An 18,586-nucleotide genomic window follows, 5' to 3' on the forward strand; every position below is an offset into this window, starting at 1 on the left:
CTTCGTTAACCCCCACTCAGTGCGGGAAGGCACGAGGCGGGCGAGTGGTGGTCTGCCTGCGGAAGGCGTCGATCTGCGCTGCCACCTCGTGCATGTCGGCGGTCTGTTCGATGCGATCGAGGTAGAGGCATCGGTTGGCGAGGCTGACCAGGTCGACGGTGAAGTAGGCGGCCATCAGCGGGTTGACGAACAGTGTGCTGCCGGCGGTTCGGCGGGTGAACTGGACGTCGCCGAAGGCTCCTTGGGTTGCCGCGGCGATCTGGCCCTGCACGATGCTGGGCCGCATCGGAGTCGCCTGTTGAGCGTCGGCGACGGCGTCTCGGTACAGCGCCGCCTCTCTGCTCGCACTGGGAATGGACAGCGCGCCCAGGTAGCCGCCGTCGCGGTCGAGGGCGGCGAGGTTCTCCAGGACCTGGCTGTGGACGACCCCGTGGTAGGCGTCGATGCCGAAGCCCAGGCAGCTCACCAGTTTCACCGGCACGTCCAGGCCGGCGACGGCGGCCAGGCTGGTGATGTCCTCTTCGGGTGTGCCGAGGCCGGCTTCGTCGCCACGCATCAGGATGTCGGTGCCACCGTCGATCAGGACGACGGCGTCGATGCCGAGGTGGCCGGTCAGATGCCGGTAGGCGGCCCTCAACGGTTGTACGCCGGTCCGGGCGAAGGCGTACACCTTCGACGGGAGATCGGGGGCGGCCAGCCAGCGGGCGAGGGTCCGTTCCGGGAAGTAGTCCTCCGGGCCGTGGGTGGCCGGGGCGACGAGAGCCACATCGGGCGCCAGCCAGGCGTCCAGGTCCAGCATCTCCAGTGGGGTGAACGACAGGTTCGCCAGATGCACCGCAACGCCGCGGTTCCACAGTGTGATGGCCAACGGCAATGCGGCGTAGATGTCGAACCCACCTCCGGCGCCGGCCAGTAGAACGCGGCGAGCCCCGTCCAGAGCGGCGAACAACGGTGGCACATCAAGGGAGCCGGAGGACGTACCGGGAAATGTTTTCACCCTTTGATGATCCTCGAGGCGCAAGCTGCAGTCCGTGCGCGGGCCTGATCGGTTTTGTGCAGCCGGCTATTCGCAGCCGACGCCGTCGCCGTCGCGGTCGAGATGCCGTCCGTAGCCGGGATCACCTCGGCGGATCGGATCGGCGCCGGCGGCCCGGACGGCGATCGCGGCGACCTTGATGGACGAGAACCAGTAATCGATCGTGCCGAAGGACCGCACCGGGAACGGGTTGACCGCGATGATCGCCGCGGCGGCGAGGGCGACCGGAATCCACAGCGGCACCTGCGGCCACCGTGTGGGGTGCGATCCTCTCCAAGTGGGTGCAGTACGGGCGCGAGGGCGGCTACGGCTACCCGCTCACCGATGAACTGACCACACCCGATCGTGGCGGCCGGTACCAGCAGTTCCAGGGCGGCTCGATGTACTGGACGCCGAACGGCGGGGCGCACTCCACCTGCTGACGCCGGGTCACCTGTCCGCCGCGGGCTGGGTGGGCAGGTTGACCGTGAAGACGGTCAGGGGTTCCGCGGGGTCGCTGACGCTGATGGTGCCGCCGTGCTGCTCGACCACGGCGCGCGCCAGGGTGAGGCCCAGACCGGAGCCCGGTATGCCGCTGTGCCGCACGGCGCCGCCGCGGAAGAACAGGTCGAACAGGTGGCCGTGCTCGCTCGCCGGGATCGGCTCACCGGTGTTGGAGACGTCGAGCACGGCGGCGTACGCGTCGGCGGTCAGGCGCACTCCGATCGTGGAGTGCTCCGGCGCCCAGGCCAATGCGTTGTTCAGCAGTTCGTCGGCCATCTGGCGCAGCCGCTCCGGATCGCCCTGGATCGGCATCGTGGCGGGTGCGTCGACCGCGATGGTCACGTCCCGGGGTGTGCGCTCGCGTGCCGCGTCCACCGCCTGGTAGACGACGGAGACCAGGTCCATCGGCCGCCGGTGGACCTCGAGGTGGCCCGATCGCAGGCCGGCCACCTCCAGCAGCTTGTCGACGATGATGGAGAGGATGCCGACGTTGCGGTGCATCACCCGCACCATGTCGCGGTGGTCGCCGGCGAGGCCGGGCTCGTCGAGCAGCAGTTCGGTGTAGGACAGGATGCTGGTCAGTGGGGTGCGCACCTCGTGGCCGACCAGCGCGGCGTACTCGTCCCTGGTGCGGTCCAGTTCGGCGGCGAGGCTGTCGCCGCGGCGGCGTTCGAGGAATCCGCCCAGTTGCGCGCCGATCCCGGTCAGGATCGCGGTCCGGGTGTCGTCGGGCACCTCGGTGGTCTCGCTGTAGCAGACCAGCACACCGAGCACGTCGGTGCCGCCGGCCATCGGGATGGCCATCGCGGCGGGGAGTGATGCCCGGTCCTCGTCGAGATCCGTCGCCCAGAGCGGCTGGTTGCTCTGCCAGGCCCTGGCGGGAAGCCCGTCGTCGGGCGGCAGCGGTTCGTCGCCGGCGCAGACCCGGCCGCGCCCGCCGGCGTCCCAGCAGGCGGCGCGGCGCAGGACCTGTCCGACCTCGTCGACGATCCAGACCTCGGTCGCCGCCCATCCGATCATCGAACCGACGAGCTGCACCACTGTGACGAGGACATCGTCGGTGGGTTCGGCGCTCGCGAGGAGCTTCGAGGTCCGTAGCTCGCACTCCTGCAGGCGGGCGGCGTGCCGCAGCGCCGTCACGTCGTTCATCGCCACCACGGCGACGACGTCGGTGCGGCCTTCGATCGGGCCGGCGTGCATGAGGAAGGTACGGGCCGGGGCATCCGGTGTGCGCATGACGACCTCGGCGTCGTGGACCTGTCTGTCGTGCAGCGTGTTGACAAGGGGATTGTCGGACTCGGCCAGCGGATGCCCGGCCGGGTCGAACAGGCCCAGCCGCTGCGGCCACTGCTCGGCGGGGGCGCCGTCGAGCCGGTCGCCGGTGAGTGCCCGCGCCGCGTTGTTGCACAGCACCGGCAGCCCGAGGCAATCGCAGCCCAGCACCGCGGTGTGCAGGCTGTCGGCGAGCACCTGCATGGTTTCGTGCTGCTGTCGTTGCAGCTGCTGGCGGGCCAGCATCTCGGCCTCCGCCTGCCCGATGCGCTGGCGTAGTTCCTCGGTGAGCCGGCCCAGCTCGCCGCCGGCGGTCTGGGCGACCATGAACGCGGTGACGTCCTCGGGCCGCTGCACGATGAATTCCAGGTCACCGTGGGCGTTGAACACCGGGGCGTGCAGCGGCGCCCAGTAACGGGTCGCGAAGCCGCCGTCGGGCCGCGGGACGTCGTACTTCTGGACCGGCATCACGTCGGGGGCACGGTCGCGCACCACCCTCTGTAACGACGCCCCGATCGCCTCGACGCCACGAGCCTCCGGGTCGTCGGGATTGTCGGGGAAGGCGTCGAAGATGTGCCGTCCGACGATGTCCTCGCGCCGGGTGATGGTGGCCGCGAGGTAGGCGTCGCTCGCCTCGACGATCACCAGGTCGGGATCGAGGACCAGCATCGGCGTCGGAGCGCGCCGGAACAGGAGCCGGTAGTCGATCACGCCTTACCATTTTAGGGGAATGCGAGGTATGTGTCCGGTCCTCGGCCCTTGAGCGTGCGTTTGCGGCGCTCGAGCCGGCCCGCTGTTCAAGGTGAACGACAAATGGGTTCCCGAACGGAGGAATACGGGTGATACTGCCGCCGAAAGCAAGACCGATGAACGGGGAACCAGTATGTCCGTGAACGCTGTGGAGTTCCGCGGCGCAGACCAGCGGACGGCGCGGGACGATGCGCCGAAGCAGGAGACCGACCGCAGCGCCGAAGCGATGCAACGGCTTCGTCAGCCCTTCGACCTCGGCCTCGGGAGCGCCCCCGCAACCCGCCGGTGAGCCGGCCACCCTGCCGGACCCTCGAACGGCGCGGCGGAAATCCGGTCGCGGCGGTGAGACCGAACCTCGACCATGAGGCGCGTGAAACATGAGATCAGAGCGGTGTACGACGACAGCACGATCACCGTCTACCAGGCCTACTCGCCGCTGATCGCCGTGCCGGCCGTCAGCGCGGGACGGTTCGTGCCGCCGTTCAAACGGGACCGGATGACCTGGATCAAACCGTCGTTCCTGTGGATGATGTACCGCTGCGGCTGGGCCACCAAACCCGGCCAGGAGCACGTCCTCGCCATCTCGATCACCCGGGCCGGCTTCGAGTGGGCGCTCGACAACGCCGTCCTCAGCCACTACGTGCGTGGTGTCCACCCCGACCGTGTCACCTGGCAGCGTGCGCTCAAACAGGCGTCCACCCGCGTGCAGTGGGACCCGGAACGCGATCTGCACCTGCGTGAGCTGCCCTACCGTTCCCTGCAACTCGGCCTCGGCGGTGCGGCGGTGCCGCTCTACGCCGACGAGTGGATCACCGGGATCACCGACGTGACCCCGCTGGTGCGCCGCATCCGGGGTCACCTCGACGCTCGTGACGCGGCTGCGGCGACCGCGCTTCTCCCGGTGGAACGGCTCTACCCGTACCACCGGGACCTGGCCCGGATGCGATCAGAAGCCGGGGAAGACGGCGCGTAGCTGGTCGAGGGTGATGTTGCCGGTAACCGTGGTGCCGTCAGGGGTGTGTTCCGGGGCGAGTCGCCCGTAGAGCAGCCGCAGCACTGACTCCAGCGAGCCGGTGAACGTCGCGGTGGCGGGCAGGGATTCGGTGGTGAGTCGCACCGAGTCGTCGATGACGATGCGGTACGCCGTGCCGCTGATCTCGACAACGGCGTGGTCGGGCGCCTCCTTCGGGCGGCCGATGAAACCGAGCAGGAAGCCCAGGCCGCCGCTGAGGTGCTCGGCGAGGACCACGGCCGAACCGTCGGCGAGGGTGGCCGCCGGGTCGAGGCCCGCCCGCACGTCCCAGGTGTGGTGGGCGACCTCGCTCAGCCGAAGTGCGGCGAACGATGCGAACGGCACCGGATCGGGCAGGAAGGTTCGGACCCGCAGATCCTCGTGACGCCCCTCGGGCACGGATTCGAGCCCGGCGACCAGCGCCTGATTCGCGTCGATCGAGCCGGTGGCCTGGTCCCGTGGGCTCATCGCGTTCCAGCGGTCCCACACACCCTGGTTGAAGTCGGCGCCGGGCGCCTGCGCCTCTCCGATCGCCGCCCGGAAACCGGCGTTGGTGATCTCGGCGCCGCTGCCGAGGTGTGACAGCACATCGGCGACCGTCCAGGCGGAGGCGCCGGACGGTCCGGTGAGCTGCCCGTCGGACAGCCCCGCGACCAGATCCGCGAGACTGTCGTGCTCACTGCGCAGGGCCGCGATGGTGCGGCCGGCAAGAGTCGTCATGCGGCCAGCGTATGTCCGGGCGAGGCCGTCCGCGGTAGGGGAGCGAGATCGTTCGGTATCCGAGCCCGTCGCGGGCCGGCGATCAGGACTTCTCGGTCTCGCGTTCCTGGTAGTCGCGTGGGGAGAGGCCGTGGAAGTGGATGAAGGCGGTGCTGAACGTCGGCAGGTGGGCGTAGCCGACGCGGCGGGCCACGGTGCTGGGTTTGGCGCCACCGGCCAGCAGGTCACGGGCGATGCGCATGCGGGCGGCGTAGCGCCAGCGAGCGAAGGTCATGCCGGTCTCGTCGCGGAAGGCCCGGTGAACCTCGGCGGGGACGTCGAACGCGGCCAGGGCTACGACACCGTCTACCGGGAGTTCGCGGGCGGACACGACTACGCATGGTGGCGAGGACTCTTCGCCGATGCCCTGCGCTGGTGCTTCCCGCTCAAGGCAGACCGGGAAACTCCACCGGAGTTGCGGGCCCCTCGTGGCGGCGTATGGAACTGCTTTGAACCGGACTCGTACACGAGCGGGACGACGGCGCGGCGATCAGTGCGAACACTTGCCGCAGATGCGGATGGGCCTCATCGCTGGCTGGCCTCATCTTGCGAGTCGACTTCTGGTGGCACTGTCGGGTCCTGCCCACGCCGATGGGGCGCGGGCCGGATGAGAGCGCACTCGATCCGCGGCATGCGGATGTCAGCCCGTTGAAGGACTCCCAAGCGAAACCCGGATGGGCCGAGTACCGGATCAGGTGGGCCGGATGGAGCGGACGATCTCCCGTGCTGATCAGGGTGAGGACCTCTTCGTTCGGCCGAAATGCAGCTCCTTGGCCAAGGCGGGGAACACTGATGTCCTATCTGGACTGCCTGCCGTTGCACGTAGCAGGCGATGACAGCGGGGCGGCGATGATCACCGAAGACCGGATCGAACGAGCCAGGCAAGGGTACGAGCGCGCGGTATACAGCGGCGACACCAGCGGGCTGATCGACGCCGAACGGGCCTTGGACGCGGTCGAGGCCGACACGGCGCTGGCGCGTGGGAGGATCCTGCATGCGCGGTTTCAGAGCGCACCCGGCGAGGACGGTCCGCCGGCCGTCGAGGATCCCGCCGAGTTGCCGTTGTTCGAACGCGCCCTCGAGTTGTACCGGGCACTGGGGGACACCCGCGGCGAGGCCGAGGCCCTGTTCTGGATCGGCTGCCTGCACCAGTTCATCCGGCGTGACGACGGGACCGCCGAGCCACTGTTGGAGTGGTCGTTCCGGCTGGCGGCCGAGGTCGGCGACAAGCGGACCCAGTCCGAGGCTCTACGGCACCTGGGCATCGCGTCCCACACCGCCGGCCGGCTGGACGAGGCGCGTGACCGGCTCGAAGAGTCGTCCCGGCTGCGCCGGGATCTGAGCGCGCGACCTGCCGAACGGTCAGTGGCCGCGGAAGGCCTCCTCCAGCCACCAGGACGGGCGGCCGGCCGCCACCTTCGCGTCGATCACCATCGGGGCGTCCCGTGGGCCGGCGAGCCACTCGCGGACCGGGGCGAGATCGTTCGGGCCGCGTACCGTGACCGCGGCGCAGCCGTGTCCGCGGGCGATCGCGGCCAGGTCGGTCTCCGGGAAGACGACCGTGGAGATCGGGTGGCCGGCGGGGCCGAAATGGTGCACCTCGGCGCCGTACGCCTCGTCGTTCCAGATCACGATGAGCATGCCGAGGCCGAGCCGGCGGATCGTGTCGAGCTCGGCGATGCCCATCAGGAAACCGCCGTCGCCGCACGCCGCGACCGGCAGCCGGCCGGGGCTCGCCAGGGCCGCTCCGAGGGCGGTGGCCAGGCCCAGGCCGATCGACTGGAACGCCTGCGTGAAACAGAACCCATGATGATCTGGAACGGACATGAACATCGACGGGTAGCCCATGAAGTTGCCCGAGTCGACGGACACCACCCGCTCGGCGGGCAGCAGGTCGTCGAGGGCGATCGCCAGCGTCCGCGGGTCGATGTGGGTGTCGTCGCCGTCGTCGTCGAACGGCACGTCACGCCATCGTGAGCCGGCGCGCAGCTTCTCCCGTACCGTATCGGTCCTATAGGCGACCCGGTGGCCGGTGAGCGCGGCAGCCACCGCGACCGCCGTCGGCCCCGCGTCGCCGCAGACACCGAGATCGATGCGATGGTGGGCGCCGAAGGCGGCCTCGTCCAGGTCCACCTGCACCACCACGGCGTCCGGGCCGATCAGCGAACCGTGCCGGCTGGTCCACATGTTCAGCGACGCGCCCCAGGCGACCACCACGTCGGCGGCCTGGATCAGTTCGGCCGCCACGGGGGTGGCGAAGCCGCCGGAGACGTCCAGGTCCCAGTCGTCGCCGGCGAACAGGCCCCGCGCGACGGCTGACGTGGCGAGCAGCGCACCGCATGCCGCGGCCAGGTCGGCCACCTCGGCGCCGGCCGCGACCGCGCCCCGGCCGGCGATGAACACCGGCCGTTCGGCCCGGCCCAGCAGATGGGCCAGAGCGGTCACCGCGTCGTCGGAGGCGCGGGGCGGCTGCACCGCCGGCGCCGGTGGCGGATCGGCCGGCTCGGCGGCCGCGGCCTGCACGTCCAGGGGCAGGTTGAGCACCACGGTCCGCCGCTCACGCACCGCGGTCCGCCACGCCCGCGCGGTGTCGGCGACCGCGGTCGCCGCGCTGTGCACCCGGTCCGGGACCGCGCCGACCGCGCGGGCCAGCGCGTCCTGATCCACCCGGAAGTTCGAGTTCAGCGCGGTCGCGGCCGGCTCCGCGGCCAGGACGACCATCGGGGTACGGCTTTTCGCCGCCTCCGCGATGCCGGTCATGGCGTTCGTCAGCCCGCAGCCCTGATGCACCGTGACGAGCCCGGGGCGGCCGCTGACCCGCGCGTACGCGTCGGCCGCGGTGGCCGCGCCACCCTCGTGCCGGGTCGCCACGAACCGTGCCCCGTGCGCGACGAGAGCGTTCGTGACGTGGAAATTTCCGCTGCCCACGACGCCGAACACCCGGTCCGCGCCGAGTTTCGCGAGCGTCTCGCCGACCAGGTCGGCCACGGTCAGGTCGCTCATTTTTCGATCAGGGCCAGGACTCGCACCGGGCTGCCGGAACCGCCGACGATCGCCAGTGGCGGCGCGATCACCACGGACCCGGTCGGTGGCAGCCGGTGCAGGTTGCGCAGTTGGGTGAGCCCGTACTTGTTCGCCCCCAGTAGGTAGGAGTGGCACGGGAACGGCGGGTCGAACGAGTGCGCGGCCCCCGCGTCGGTGCCGACCGTCTCCACGCCGAGGCCGATCACCGGGGACTCCTCGGCCAGCCATCGTGCGGCCTCCACCGACACGCCGGGGGTGTGCGGGCCGGTCTCGTCGGCGTTCAGGAACGCCTGCTGGTCACCGGAGCGGGCCTCCCAGCCGGTGCGCAGCAGCAGCCAGCCGCCCTCGGGCAGCGGCCCGTGCTCGGCCTCCCATTCGCGGATGTGCCGCACCTCGAGCAGGAAGTCCGGGTCCTTGGCGGCCCGGTCGGCGACGTCGACGACGACCGCCGGGGCGACCAGCCGTCGCGGTGGCACCTGCGACACGTCTTCGCCGTCGCGGCCGGTCAGCCAGTGGATCGGCGCGTCGAAATGGGTGCCGGTGTGCTCGCCGGTGTGGATGTCGTTCCAGTACCAGGCTGGGCCGCGGTCGTCGTAGTGGCTGATCTCCTCGAGACCGAACGGGATCGTGTTCGCGAACGGCGGCGGCAGTTGCAGGATCGGCGTGCTCGCGGACAGCGGCGCGGTGAGGTCGACGACCTCGATCGTGCCGCCGATGAGTCCGGACAGCAGGGCCTTCAGAACGCTCATCGGCTTCTCCACGCGGGCGAGGTCGTCGGTGACGGCAGTGAGCCTACGACCGCTTCGAGCCATTCGGCGCGCACCGACGCTCCGGGCCCGTCGGAAATTTCGACCGGCACTTCCATGATCGCGCGGACCTCCGGCAGGGCGGCGAAGGCAATTCCCCTCCATTTGATGTACGGGGAAAGCGGCGCGCCAGGAGCGACCGGCGTCACCTCGCGGGCGTGGCGGGCGGCTCCAGGATCGGCCCGACCAGTTCGATGGGTGTGTCGGCCGCCGAAATGTTTGACGGGTCACTGGAACCGAACGGTCGGCCGATGTCTTTCGGAGGGGTATGACAGAGCGCATCAGCCAGTTGTTGAACGAGGCGGTGGCCGGCGTCGAGCCGGCCGCCTCGGATCCGGTCGGGGCGGTGCTGCGGCGCGGCCGGTCAGCGCGGCGACGGTCGGCTCTGATGGCGGCCGTGGTGTGTGCCGGGCTGGCCATCAGTGGTGTGGTGGTCGGTCCGCGGTTGGCCGGCGGACCGGGTGTCGGGGTCGCCGCGGCCGAGCCCGAGGCGCCCTACGTCGATGGCCGCACGGTGGTGGCCGGTGCGGTGCGGTTGCCGATTCCGGACGGTTGGCGGGCCGCGACCTCGGACCAGCCCTGCGCGGACACGTCGAGGACGATCCTTATCCGGGTCCACGACAACGAGCGGTGCGGAACATCCGCGGTGGAGATTTTCAGTACGCCGGTGAGCAGCGTCGGCGGCGCGGTGACCAACTTCGGCAGCCAGGTCATCGAGGGCGGTGTGGTCGCCCCGCCCGCCCTGGTCACGCTGCAAGGCGGCGAACCGGGCTGGCTGGAGCGGACCTCGGGCCGGGAGGATGCCCCTCACCCCGCCAGCTGGCTGGCTCTTCCCTGGTCCCGGGTCAAGTTCCTGTTCCGCCTCGACAGTGCCGCCGCCGGCGAGTTCATCGCCTCGATGCGGAGTGCACCGGTCGGTGCCGGAACCCTCGCGGTGCCCCGTACCGCGGCGATTGCCGACCTCGTCATCGCGGACGCCTCCGGCGGGGTGCGGCCGGAGGACATCGGCCGGATCCGGGCGCCGGAGACGATCGCCCGGCTGCTCGGGCTGTTGCGTGATCAGGAGGACGCGGTCGCCGACGCGGAGGCGTGCGCCGGCGCTACCCAGGCCACCGCGGAGATCACCATCAAGGCCGTGGAGGGTGTTCCCTGGGGAACCGAGCCCTCTCCCGTCCCGGGACCGTCCCCGGCCGCGGGGCCGAGGGACACGACCGTCGTGGTGATCGCTCTCGGCGGCGACTGCCAGGAGGCGGTGTCGTCGCACGGTGGACGGGTGCGGCTCAGCGCCGAGACGGTCGCCGAGCTGAAGAACGTCTACGGGATCGGGGCACGATGAACGAGGCACCCGACTTCGCGCAGTTCGTCACCGCCCGCTATCCGGCCCTGGTCCGCTACGGCACGCTGTTGACCGGCGACCGCGGCCACGGCGAGGACCTCACCCAGGATTCGCTGGTGAAGACGTACCGGGCCTGGCGCAGGTTGTCTCCCGACGGCGACCCGGAGGCGTACACCCGGACGGTGATGGCCCGGGCCGCGTGGCGCTTCGGCCGCCGGCTGTGGCGTGGCGAGATCCCGGCCGCGGCGCTACCCGAGCGCACCGCGGCCGGCGACGCCTACGCCCGCCACGACATCGCCGAGGCGGTGCTGGCCGCCCTGCGCGCGTTGCCCGCCGGGCAGCGGGTCGTACTGGTTCTGCGCTACTGGGCCGGGCTCTCCGAGGGGGAGATCGCCGCCCAGTTGGGGTGTTCGACGGGCACGGTGAAGAGCCGGGCCAGCCGGGCCATCGCCAGCCTGCGCCGTGCGGACGGGCCCCTGGCCGAGGCCTTCACACACGCCGGGACCGGCTCGGCTCGATAGCCGCCCCGCGCGTACGAAGAGTCAGGGCATCAGGCCGTCGACGATGCCCTGGATCGGGCCGGCGAGCTCCTCCGCGGAGACGCCGGCCAGGGGACCACCGTCAGCGATGGTCGGGGTGGCGAGTCCGTCGCGGGTGTGGCGCTCGCCGTGTTCGTGCACTCGCCCTGCTTCGGCCCTGACCCGTCATCCGTTCGGCGTATCGACGTTTGATCATGTGCGGGCCGGATAACCTGCGGCAGTTGCACTACGGCAACGAACGCGCCAGGAGGCCCCGATGGTGACGCCTTTCGCCGTTACGAGACGCGACGACGGCGCGGGGGTGCACCGGCTGATGATCGTGGGTGAACTCGATCAGGACACCAGCGACGACTGCGCCGGGCTCATCGCGTACGCCGCCGAACATCACGACGCGGCGGAGATCGTGGTCGACCTGCGCCGCGTCACGCTCCTCGCCGCCGCCGGGGTTCGTGCACTGCTGCGCGGACGTGACGCCACCCTGCAGGCAGGCCGGAGGTTCCGGGTGGTCAACGCGACCGGCATCGTCTATCAGGTACTCAGGATCAGCGGGGTGCACAAGACGCTGGCCGTCACCGCGGATATCCGGGCAGGGGCCTGACGGAGATCGTCACGTCTTCGAGTTCGTCCCATGTGACGGTGCCGTAGTGGTAGTCGTCGTTCTTCTCCCAGAGAAATCCGGCCGGGATGGTTTGGGACATGTCCGCGTTGTCCCCGCGCCACCAGGTCGCGCGCACCATGCCACCGTCGCGGGCTTTCAATTCCAGCAGGCCGCCGTCGCGGTGCCGGGCCGTCGTGGTGAAGAAGACCAGCAGGACAATTCGCTCGTACGGCACGCGCGTAACCCAGCGCCCCGACGGCTCCTCGCTGGCGCCCGGATGGTCCGGCCGCACCACCACGGTGAGTCCGTCGGCATCGCCGGACGAGTACGCCTGCTCCAGCAGTTCCCCGTCCACCAGTACGTACCGGCCGTCGAGCACGCCGTCACGGGCGAGGGCGCGTGAACGGGCATCGAGGAACGCGGAGTCTCCGAGATCGGCTGCGGCCGTACCCATTCCGGCATGCTATCGGCTGAGCATGAGGCGCCGGGGTGGGTGAGGGCGACGAGCCGTTCGAGACAGGTCTCCCACAGCGGCCTTGATCGCTCGAAGTGAGCGGGCCGTGATCGGCGGGGATCCCGTCAAGCGGTCCACTGCTCCTTGGTGATCTCGTACCGCACGCCCCCGTCCCTTCCGCGGGCAACTGGGCCACCGAGGACCAGGCCATCGTCCGCGGCCCGGCGGTCGTCGACCTCTCGGTGGCCCTGCACAGCATTCCTCGCCTGCACCGGGTCAATGCCGGTGTCGCCTCATCGTGTGGGCGGACCTCAGCGTCCCTCGCCCAGCAGGGTGTCGGGATCGAACAGGTCGGCCTCCATCCGGGCGATCAGGTCGGCGTCGATCAACTCGGCGACCGGTCCCGCCTCGGTGGAGATCAGCAGGTCGAGCATGTCCTCGAGGCTGATCAGCGTGATCAGCGGCATACCCGGCACGGGTGCAAGGTCCGGCCCGTACAACGCCGCGTGCTGGGCGGAGACCCTGATGACGCCGGCGAACGGGGGGTACACCTGCCACCGGTAGCCCGACGGAAGGACGATCGCGACCGCCGACTCGGGTCCCAGGACCTGGATGCTGATGCCGTCACGTTCGCCGAGCAGCCGCTGCAAGGCCTGGTGCAGGGCATCAACCGGCGATGCGGCGGCGGCCACGTTCTCCGTCACGACCAGTACGGCATTCTCCGTACACGCGGAACAGGCGAAAGCCAGGGCAGCCGTATCGACGACCGCCTCGACGATTCGGTGCACGCCGCAGCCGGCACAACGCTCCCGCCTCGGAGCCCGTGGGGGGTGGGAATCCGACATCAGCGCCTCCTCTACCTGGTGTCAGCAACGATTGGTGCGGTGAATCGCACCGGGCGCGCTCTACGCCGGCCCGAAGACTTCTCGGATGACGGACGATCACGCTGACCTCACCAACGGCCGACAGCCGGCGAACCTGAACCATCCGCGGGAAGAGAAGACAGCCCGTTCGCGGTGCCGGCGCCGGGAGACCCTGGCGGCATATCGGTTGTCCGCCGTGGTCGCGAAGCCGATGATGGCGACCATGCCACCGGAGTGGAAGGACCGGCGCCGGGAGCGCGACCGCAGGGTGCTCGCCGGATATGTGAGCGGACCGGCCGCTCCCGTCGAGGCGACGGCCCGCGCGCTGGCGAAGGCCGGCACCGCCACCGCGTTGATCCTCGTCGAGGGCATCAGCGACCAGATCGCGGTGGAGACGGCAGCCCACTGCCGCGGCCGCGACCTCGACGCCGAGCACGTCACGGTCGTCCCGATCGGCGGCGCCCACGCGCTCGGGCGTGTCCTCGGCGAGCTGGACACCCGGGTGCTGGCCGGCCTCTGCGACCTGCGTGAGGCCGGCATCTTCCGGCGCGGGCTCGGCCCCGCCCGTACGCATGTCTGCGTCGACGACCTGGAGGACGAGCTGATCCGGGCCGTCGGCACCGACGTCTTCGCGGCGCTCATCGACGCGCAGGGTGACCTCGGCTCGTTCCATGCGTTGCGGAGCCAGCCGGCCTGGCGCGACCGGTCCGTGGACGACCAGATGCGGCGGTTCCTGACCAGCGGCTCCCGCCGGAAGTCCCGCTACGCCCGGCTGCTCGTCGAGGCGGCCGTCGACCGGGACGTCCTGCCGAGACCCCTCGACGACCTGCTGTCCAACGCCTGACCCGGCGGGCGATCAACGATGCCGGCCCTCACGGAGCATCTCGACGGTCTTGGTGACCCGCTCGGCCCGGGTGGCGTCACGCTTGGCCTCGGTGATCCAGCGGACGAACTCCTTGCGGTGCGAGTAAGCCAGTTTCTCGTACGCCGCCTTCGCCGCATCGTCGGTGGCGAGGGCGGCCTCGAGCTCCGGCGGCACCTCGACCGTACGTTCCCCGGTCTCCGCGGCGATCGACACCTGATAGGCCCCGCCGATCTCCACCCCGGCCCGCTCTCGGGCCGCCTTGGCCAGCCCGATCAGGTTCTCGCCACCCATCCGGGCCAGTCGCAGTGGCAACGTCACGTCGCGCACGGTCACCCGCACCGGGAACGCCTTGCGCCCCTCGCCGACGGCGGCGGCCTGCTCGTCCGAGAGGACGAAGGCGCCGCCCGGGCCGCGTGCCTCCAGCGTCAGGTTCAGGTTCAGGATTTCGGCCACCCTGACACCCTAGTGCGGTCTGATCGCGGGGCGGGGCACCCGGTGCTCGGCCGTGTGCAGCGCCTCGGTGACCAGGCGGCCGATGTGTGGGTCGGCGAGCGCGTACACCTGGCGGCGGCCGTCGCGGCGTACCGTGACCAGGCCGGCCAGCCGTAGCTTGCCGAGGTGCTGGGAGACCGCGGGGCGGGCCGCGCCGACGGCGGCGGTCAGCGCGGTGACGTCCTGCTCGCCGTGTGCGAGGCAAGCCGCCAGCCGAAGGCGAGTGGGGTCGGCGAGCATCCCGAGGAGCACCCTTGCTGCCTCGACCACGGCGTTGCCCGGAACACGTTTCTGCAGGTCATTGGCATCTGCAACGTTGTCGCGTGCGCGCATGAGCACATATTATGGGCCGTCTGGACCACTAGGGAAGGCGCGCGATGTCCGCCCACGAGCACCGTCACGGCACCGGCCACCACCATCACCGTCACGGATGGCGGCAGCGGCTCAAGCACGTGGTCACCCCGCACTCCCACGACAGCGCCGACAAGGTCGACTCGGCCCTCGAGGCGTCCCGCGAGGGGATGCGCGCTCTGTGGATCTCCCTGGTCGGCCTCGGCGTGACCGCGCTGCTGCAAGCGGTCGTCGTCGTCTTCTCCGGCTCCGTGGCGCTGCTCGGTGACACCCTGCACAACGTCGCCGACGCGCTCACCGCCGTCCCTCTGGGCATCGCGTTCTGGCTCGGCCGCCGGGCCGCCACCCGGGCTTACACGTACGGGTTCGGCCGCGCCGAAGACCTGGCCGGCATCGTGATCGTCCTGGTCATCGCCGCCTCCGCGGTGGTGTCCGCCTGGTTCGCCGTCGACCGGCTGCTCGACCCGCGAACCATGACCCACCTGCCGTGGGTGTTCGCCGCCGGGCTGATCGGGTTCGCCGGCAACGAGATCGTCGCCCGCTACCGCATCGCCGTCGGCCGCCGCATCGGCTCGGCCGCGCTGGTCGCCGACGGGTTGCACGCCCGCACGGACGGGTTCACCTCGCTGGCCGTCGTCCTGGCCGCCGGTGGGGCCCGGCTCGGCTGGGGCTGGGCCGACCCGGTCGTCGGCCTGGCCATCACCGCCGCCATCGCCTTCGTGCTCAAGGACGCCGCCCGTGAGGTCTACCGGCGGCTGATGGATCGCGTCGACCCCGAACTCGTCGACCACGCCGAACAGGCGCTGCGCGCGGTTCCCGGCATCCGCGACGTCTCCGGGCTGCGGCTGCGCTGGATCGGCCACCGTCTGCACGCCGAGGCCGCCATCGTCGTCGATGCCGAGCTCAGCCTGCTCGCCGCCCACGAGATCGCCGCTGACGCCGAGCACCAGCTCACCCACGACGTGCCCCGCCTCGCGGCCGCCACCGTGCACGTCGACCCGGACAGCCACCCGGGTGACCAGCACCACCACGAGTTGTCACACGTTCGGCGCGACCGTCTCGCCGCATTGTCATTGTCTGGTTAGCTGGAGATGTGACCGCGCGCCCGCACGGGTTCGCCCGGGCCGGCAGGGAAAGCCCGGCCGGGCTCGTCGCCCTGGTCATGATCGTGTTGCTGCTCGCGGCCGCCGCGCTGTTCTCCGCGGCCAGCGCCCACCATGCCGCCGGTGACCATGTGCACATCGAGCCCACGACCGGCGCGGTGGTCGCGGTCCACCACAACGAGACCGTGCACGAGCACCAGCACGGCAACACCTGGACACCGCACCTCACCCAGCGCATCCGGGTGACCGCCGACGCCGTGCTCCTGGCCGTGATCTCGGCGGTGCCGACGCTGATCGATCAGGGCGCCGCCGCCACCGGGACGTCCGCCGCGGCACCGCACTCACCGCTGAGCCTTCTGGGTGTCCTGCGTATATAGGACCACGTCTTTCCCGCATCTTCCCGAGCACGACCTCGCGCCCGCGGCCTGACGCCGCCGTGGCGCCTGCCCGCGTTCCCGCAGATCAGAAAGACGAGAGGGACGTCGACTCCGATGGTCAACTTCCAGCCTTACAAGCCCTGGGCGCTCCTCGCGCTCGTGGCCGTTGCCGTGACGGGCGCCGGACTGTTCGCCCTTCGAGCCACCACGACTCCGCCCGCCACCATCGTTGCCACCCCGGCCTGCTCGGCCGGACAGTCTCCGGTAGCCGTGCTGCCGGTGTCGCACTGGGAGAAGCGGTACCTCGAGACCTGGCAGTTCGAGCGCACCGAAGCCCTACCGGCCAGCCGCACACCCGACAGCTGGAGCCACTACGACCTGTCCTACTCCGTCGACGCCAACACGGCGATGTTCCGCGCCACCGGCAACACCCGGTATCTGGACCGGGCGCTGGAGTACGTCACCGGCGTGGTCTCCACCGCCCGGCCGTCGAAGGAGCTTCCGGCCAGCCAGTACCGCGACGGCTACCTGGGCTGGGTGTCCAATCGGGAGGACCTGCGGCCGACCGGTGTCGAGGTGCCGCTCTACGAGAGCTATTTCTGGCGGCACGCCACCACCACTCTGCGGGTGATGCGGCAGACCCCGGCCGTTCACGACGAAGCGAGATACCGGGAACAGTACGAGAAGCTGCTTGCCTTCGCCGAGACGAACGTCTTCGACAAATGGCAGGCTAGAGGATCAAACGACAACATCTACCGCAATCGTACGCACATGGCGTCGCACTGGGCGGCGATCGCCCTCAACCTGGCCGCGATCACCGATGATCCGGCCCGCCGCGACCGCTACCGTCAGGTCGTCGACGACATCGACCGGAAGCTGCCCAACCATCCGACCGGGCTGCGCGGCCAGATGCGACCGCACCCGGAGGAGCCGTCGGCATACTTCTGGAGCGACGAGTGGGGCGCCACCGAACGGCCCGGGCAGGACGTGAGCCACGCCAACGGCGTCCTGTCGTACGTCGTCGAAGCCGCCGACCAGGCCGACTCCTGGACCGACGCCGACATGATCGCCTTCGGCAACCTCCTGACGAAGGTCATCTGGCCCGGCGGCAGCCGCTATGCCGCGTACGTCGACGGCAGCGGCACCGACAACGGCTGGTTCTCCGACGGCCTCGTCAAGCTCGGCCGCTACGACTCCACCGTGCAGCAACGCCTCGAACGGCACGAGGTCGTCAACGGACAGTTCGCGGCCAACATGGCCCTCAACGCCGCGATCCTGCAACGGCCCCGCACACCGGACCCGGCCTGCCCCCGCCTGAACCGGTAGACGAAGCACGACGGGCAGGGCCTGCGGCGTCGTCGCGGGCCCGGGGTTGTCGTCGAAGCCGGCGCCCAGGAGGCCTTGCAGGTCGGTCTGCAGGCCGCCGAGGGTCTTGCGGGTCACGCCGACTCACAGATAGCTGATGCCGGTCAGGTTCTCGGCCGTTGCCCAGAGCCGCTCACCGACGGCCGGATCGGTCGCTTCCGGGCTGAGGCTGGCCTCAGCGACCGGGCCACGTGTCTCCCAGAGTCTGCCCGGGCCGAAGAACTGGCCACCCCGCACCCCAGGTTCGGTCGCGGCGCGCAACTGTGGCAGCGCGCCCTGCTCCACCGGCTGGGTGGCCAGCAGGCCGGCCGACGCGATCAGTCGTCCGAGCCGGCCGCGGTGCTCCCAGGCGCGCGGAGTCAGGTTGGTCCGGGTGAGACCGGGGTGGGCCAGGGTGCTGACGATGGACGACCCGGCGGCACGTAGGCGGCGGTCCAGCTCGATGCCGAAGATCGTGGTGGCGAGCTTGGACCGGCCGTAGGCGGAAGCCGCCCGGTAGTCGCGTTCGTGCATCAGGTCTTCGAAGTCGAGGTGGGCGTTCTTGTGGGTGATCGAGCTGAGGCTGACGACGCGGGCTTGCCGGGCCGCGGCCAGGTTGCCGAGCAGCAGGCCGGTCAGCGCGAAGTGGCCCAGCATGTTGGTGCCGAGGTGCAGTTCGAAGCCGTCGGCAGTGGTGCGGCGCGGGCCGAGCAGAACCACGCCGGCGTTGTTGACCAGAAGGTCGAGCGCCGGATGGTCGGCGGTCAGCTTCACGGCGAAGGCTCGCACGGAGGCGAGGGAGGCCAGGTCCAATTCGCGTACCTCGACGACTGCGCCGATCCGGCGGGCCGCCTCCTCGCCGGCGGCGGTGTTGCGGACGGCGAGCACGACGTGGGCGCCGCGGTGGGCGAGCTCGGCGGCGGTGACTAGACCGAGGCCCGAGTTCGCGCCGGTCACGACGACGATCCGGCCGTGCTGGTCGGGGATGTGGTCGTTCGTCCATCCGGTCATCTGCTGCTCCTGGAGGTGTCGGAGTGGTAGACCGACGACGCTAGGGGCGATGCGAACCCGCTCGGTCGTTCTCGGTTGCCTAGGTCCGCGGGACCTACCCTCCGTGGTCCG

22 protein-coding genes are annotated in these 18,586 nt (G+C 70.7%); 9 read left to right on the forward strand and 13 right to left on the reverse strand.

The genetic code is table 11. From position 1 onward, the window contains the following. Positions 1-16: 16 nt before the first annotated feature. Both KZ829_RS35655 and KZ829_RS35660 read right to left on the reverse strand, forming a co-directional pair. On the reverse strand, positions 17-997 hold the full coding sequence (locus KZ829_RS35655) for a DUF1152 domain-containing protein (protein WP_220148242.1): 981 nt from the start codon (positions 995-997) through the stop codon (positions 17-19). Positions 998-1,063: 66 nt separating this feature from the next. Continuing rightward, the gene (locus KZ829_RS35660; protein WP_220148243.1) at positions 1,064-1,279 is read right to left on the reverse strand and encodes an excalibur calcium-binding domain-containing protein; all 216 of its coding nucleotides are present in this window, start codon (positions 1,277-1,279) and stop codon (positions 1,064-1,066) included. A gap of 11 nt (positions 1,280-1,290) precedes the next feature. Here KZ829_RS35660 and KZ829_RS44700 point away from each other — a divergent pair, with 11 nt between their 5' ends. Further along, positions 1,291-1,458, forward strand: coding sequence for an LGFP repeat-containing protein (locus KZ829_RS44700; protein ID WP_220148244.1), 168 nt, complete (start codon positions 1,291-1,293; stop codon positions 1,456-1,458). 7 nt (positions 1,459-1,465) lie between these two features. Here KZ829_RS44700 and KZ829_RS35670 read toward each other — a convergent pair whose 3' ends face one another. Further along, a complete protein-coding gene (locus KZ829_RS35670) occupies positions 1,466-3,502 on the reverse strand; it encodes a PAS domain-containing sensor histidine kinase (protein WP_220148245.1) in 2,037 nt (678 codons plus the stop codon). Between the two features lie 400 nt (positions 3,503-3,902). Here KZ829_RS35670 and KZ829_RS35675 point away from each other — a divergent pair, with 400 nt between their 5' ends. Then, positions 3,903-4,514, forward strand: coding sequence for a DUF4291 domain-containing protein (locus tag KZ829_RS35675; RefSeq protein ID WP_220148246.1), 612 nt, complete (start codon positions 3,903-3,905; stop codon positions 4,512-4,514). Here KZ829_RS35675 and KZ829_RS35680 read toward each other — a convergent pair. The 4 genes from KZ829_RS35680 to KZ829_RS35695 form a co-directional block, all read right to left on the reverse strand. Continuing rightward, a complete protein-coding gene (locus KZ829_RS35680; protein ID WP_220148247.1) occupies positions 4,488-5,273 on the reverse strand; it encodes a maleylpyruvate isomerase family mycothiol-dependent enzyme in 786 nt (261 codons plus the stop codon). The genes KZ829_RS35675 and KZ829_RS35680 overlap by 27 nt on opposite strands. 82 nt (positions 5,274-5,355) lie before the next feature. Then, positions 5,356-5,643 carry a helix-turn-helix transcriptional regulator gene (locus KZ829_RS35685; RefSeq protein WP_220148248.1) on the reverse strand — a complete coding sequence of 96 codons (288 nt, stop codon included), beginning with the start codon at positions 5,641-5,643 and terminating at the stop codon, positions 5,356-5,358. 1,031 nt (positions 5,644-6,674) lie between these two features. Beyond that, the gene (locus KZ829_RS35690; RefSeq protein ID WP_246636826.1) at positions 6,675-8,315 is read right to left on the reverse strand and encodes a thiamine pyrophosphate-binding protein; all 1,641 of its coding nucleotides are present in this window, start codon (positions 8,313-8,315) and stop codon (positions 6,675-6,677) included. Next, positions 8,312-9,085 carry a cyclase family protein gene (locus KZ829_RS35695; RefSeq protein ID WP_220148249.1) on the reverse strand — a complete coding sequence of 258 codons (774 nt, stop codon included), beginning with the start codon at positions 9,083-9,085 and terminating at the stop codon, positions 8,312-8,314. The genes KZ829_RS35690 and KZ829_RS35695 overlap by 4 nt, the downstream gene beginning before the upstream one ends. Positions 9,086-9,410: 325 nt before the next feature. Between KZ829_RS35695 and KZ829_RS35700 the strand changes: the two genes are divergently transcribed. Then, positions 9,411-10,478, forward strand: coding sequence for a hypothetical protein (locus tag KZ829_RS35700; RefSeq protein ID WP_220148250.1), 1,068 nt, complete (start codon positions 9,411-9,413; stop codon positions 10,476-10,478). Next, a complete protein-coding gene (locus KZ829_RS35705) occupies positions 10,475-10,999 on the forward strand; it encodes a SigE family RNA polymerase sigma factor (RefSeq protein ID WP_220148251.1) in 525 nt (174 codons plus the stop codon). Before KZ829_RS35700 ends, KZ829_RS35705 begins: the two co-directional genes overlap by 4 nt. A 21-nt stretch (positions 11,000-11,020) precedes the next feature. Here KZ829_RS35705 and KZ829_RS35710 read toward each other — a convergent pair whose 3' ends face one another. After that, entirely contained in the window at positions 11,021-11,158 is a 138-nt protein-coding gene (locus tag KZ829_RS35710) for a hypothetical protein (RefSeq protein ID WP_220148252.1), read from the reverse strand. A 115-nt stretch (positions 11,159-11,273) separates the two neighbouring features. Here KZ829_RS35710 and KZ829_RS35715 point away from each other — a divergent pair, with 115 nt between their 5' ends. Beyond that, positions 11,274-11,615, forward strand: a complete 342-nt coding sequence (locus KZ829_RS35715; RefSeq protein ID WP_220148253.1) for an STAS domain-containing protein — start codon at positions 11,274-11,276, stop codon at positions 11,613-11,615. Here the strand turns inward: KZ829_RS35715 and KZ829_RS35720 are convergent. Further along, positions 11,587-12,069: a hypothetical protein gene (locus tag KZ829_RS35720; protein ID WP_220148254.1), complete on the reverse strand. Its 483-nt coding sequence runs from the start codon at positions 12,067-12,069 to the stop codon at positions 11,587-11,589. The two genes, KZ829_RS35715 and KZ829_RS35720, sit on opposite strands and share 29 nt — an antisense overlap. Before the next feature lie 311 nt (positions 12,070-12,380). After that, complete coding sequence (locus tag KZ829_RS35725; protein ID WP_220148255.1) at positions 12,381-12,773, reverse strand: hypothetical protein; 393 nt, start codon at positions 12,771-12,773, stop codon at positions 12,381-12,383. Positions 12,774-12,999: 226 nt separating this feature from the next. Here KZ829_RS35725 and KZ829_RS35730 point away from each other — a divergent pair, with 226 nt between their 5' ends. Continuing rightward, a complete protein-coding gene (locus KZ829_RS35730; RefSeq protein ID WP_246636827.1) occupies positions 13,000-13,776 on the forward strand; it encodes a TOPRIM nucleotidyl transferase/hydrolase domain-containing protein in 777 nt (258 codons plus the stop codon). A 12-nt stretch (positions 13,777-13,788) separates the two neighbouring features. On the opposite strand, the gene KZ829_RS35735 is transcribed toward KZ829_RS35730, so the two are convergent. Together KZ829_RS35735 and KZ829_RS35740 are read right to left on the reverse strand one after the other, a co-directional pair. Beyond that, a complete protein-coding gene (locus KZ829_RS35735) occupies positions 13,789-14,250 on the reverse strand; it encodes a YdeI/OmpD-associated family protein (protein WP_220148256.1) in 462 nt (153 codons plus the stop codon). Positions 14,251-14,259: 9 nt separating this feature from the next. Next, positions 14,260-14,622, reverse strand: coding sequence for an ArsR/SmtB family transcription factor (locus KZ829_RS35740; protein ID WP_220148257.1), 363 nt, complete (start codon positions 14,620-14,622; stop codon positions 14,260-14,262). A gap of 44 nt (positions 14,623-14,666) precedes the next feature. Here KZ829_RS35740 and KZ829_RS35745 point away from each other — a divergent pair, with 44 nt between their 5' ends. The 3 genes from KZ829_RS35745 to KZ829_RS35755 all read left to right on the forward strand — a co-directional run bounded on the left by KZ829_RS35745 (position 14,667) and on the right by KZ829_RS35755 (position 17,446). After that, positions 14,667-15,725, forward strand: coding sequence for a cation diffusion facilitator family transporter (locus KZ829_RS35745; RefSeq protein ID WP_220148258.1), 1,059 nt, complete (start codon positions 14,667-14,669; stop codon positions 15,723-15,725). Positions 15,726-15,733: 8 nt separating this feature from the next. After that, positions 15,734-16,120 carry a hypothetical protein gene (locus KZ829_RS35750; RefSeq protein ID WP_220148259.1) on the forward strand — a complete coding sequence of 129 codons (387 nt, stop codon included), beginning with the start codon at positions 15,734-15,736 and terminating at the stop codon, positions 16,118-16,120. A 114-nt stretch (positions 16,121-16,234) separates the two neighbouring features. Then, positions 16,235-17,446, forward strand: coding sequence for a hypothetical protein (locus tag KZ829_RS35755; protein ID WP_220148260.1), 1,212 nt, complete (start codon positions 16,235-16,237; stop codon positions 17,444-17,446). A 123-nt stretch (positions 17,447-17,569) separates the two neighbouring features. On the opposite strand, the gene KZ829_RS35760 is transcribed toward KZ829_RS35755, so the two are convergent. Continuing rightward, positions 17,570-18,475: an oxidoreductase gene (locus tag KZ829_RS35760; protein WP_220148261.1), complete on the reverse strand. Its 906-nt coding sequence runs from the start codon at positions 18,473-18,475 to the stop codon at positions 17,570-17,572. Positions 18,476-18,586 lie beyond the last annotated feature (111 nt).

Source organism: Actinoplanes hulinensis (assembly GCF_019429605.1).
In the GTDB taxonomy this organism is placed as follows: domain Bacteria; phylum Actinomycetota; class Actinomycetes; order Mycobacteriales; family Micromonosporaceae; genus Actinoplanes; species Actinoplanes campanulatus.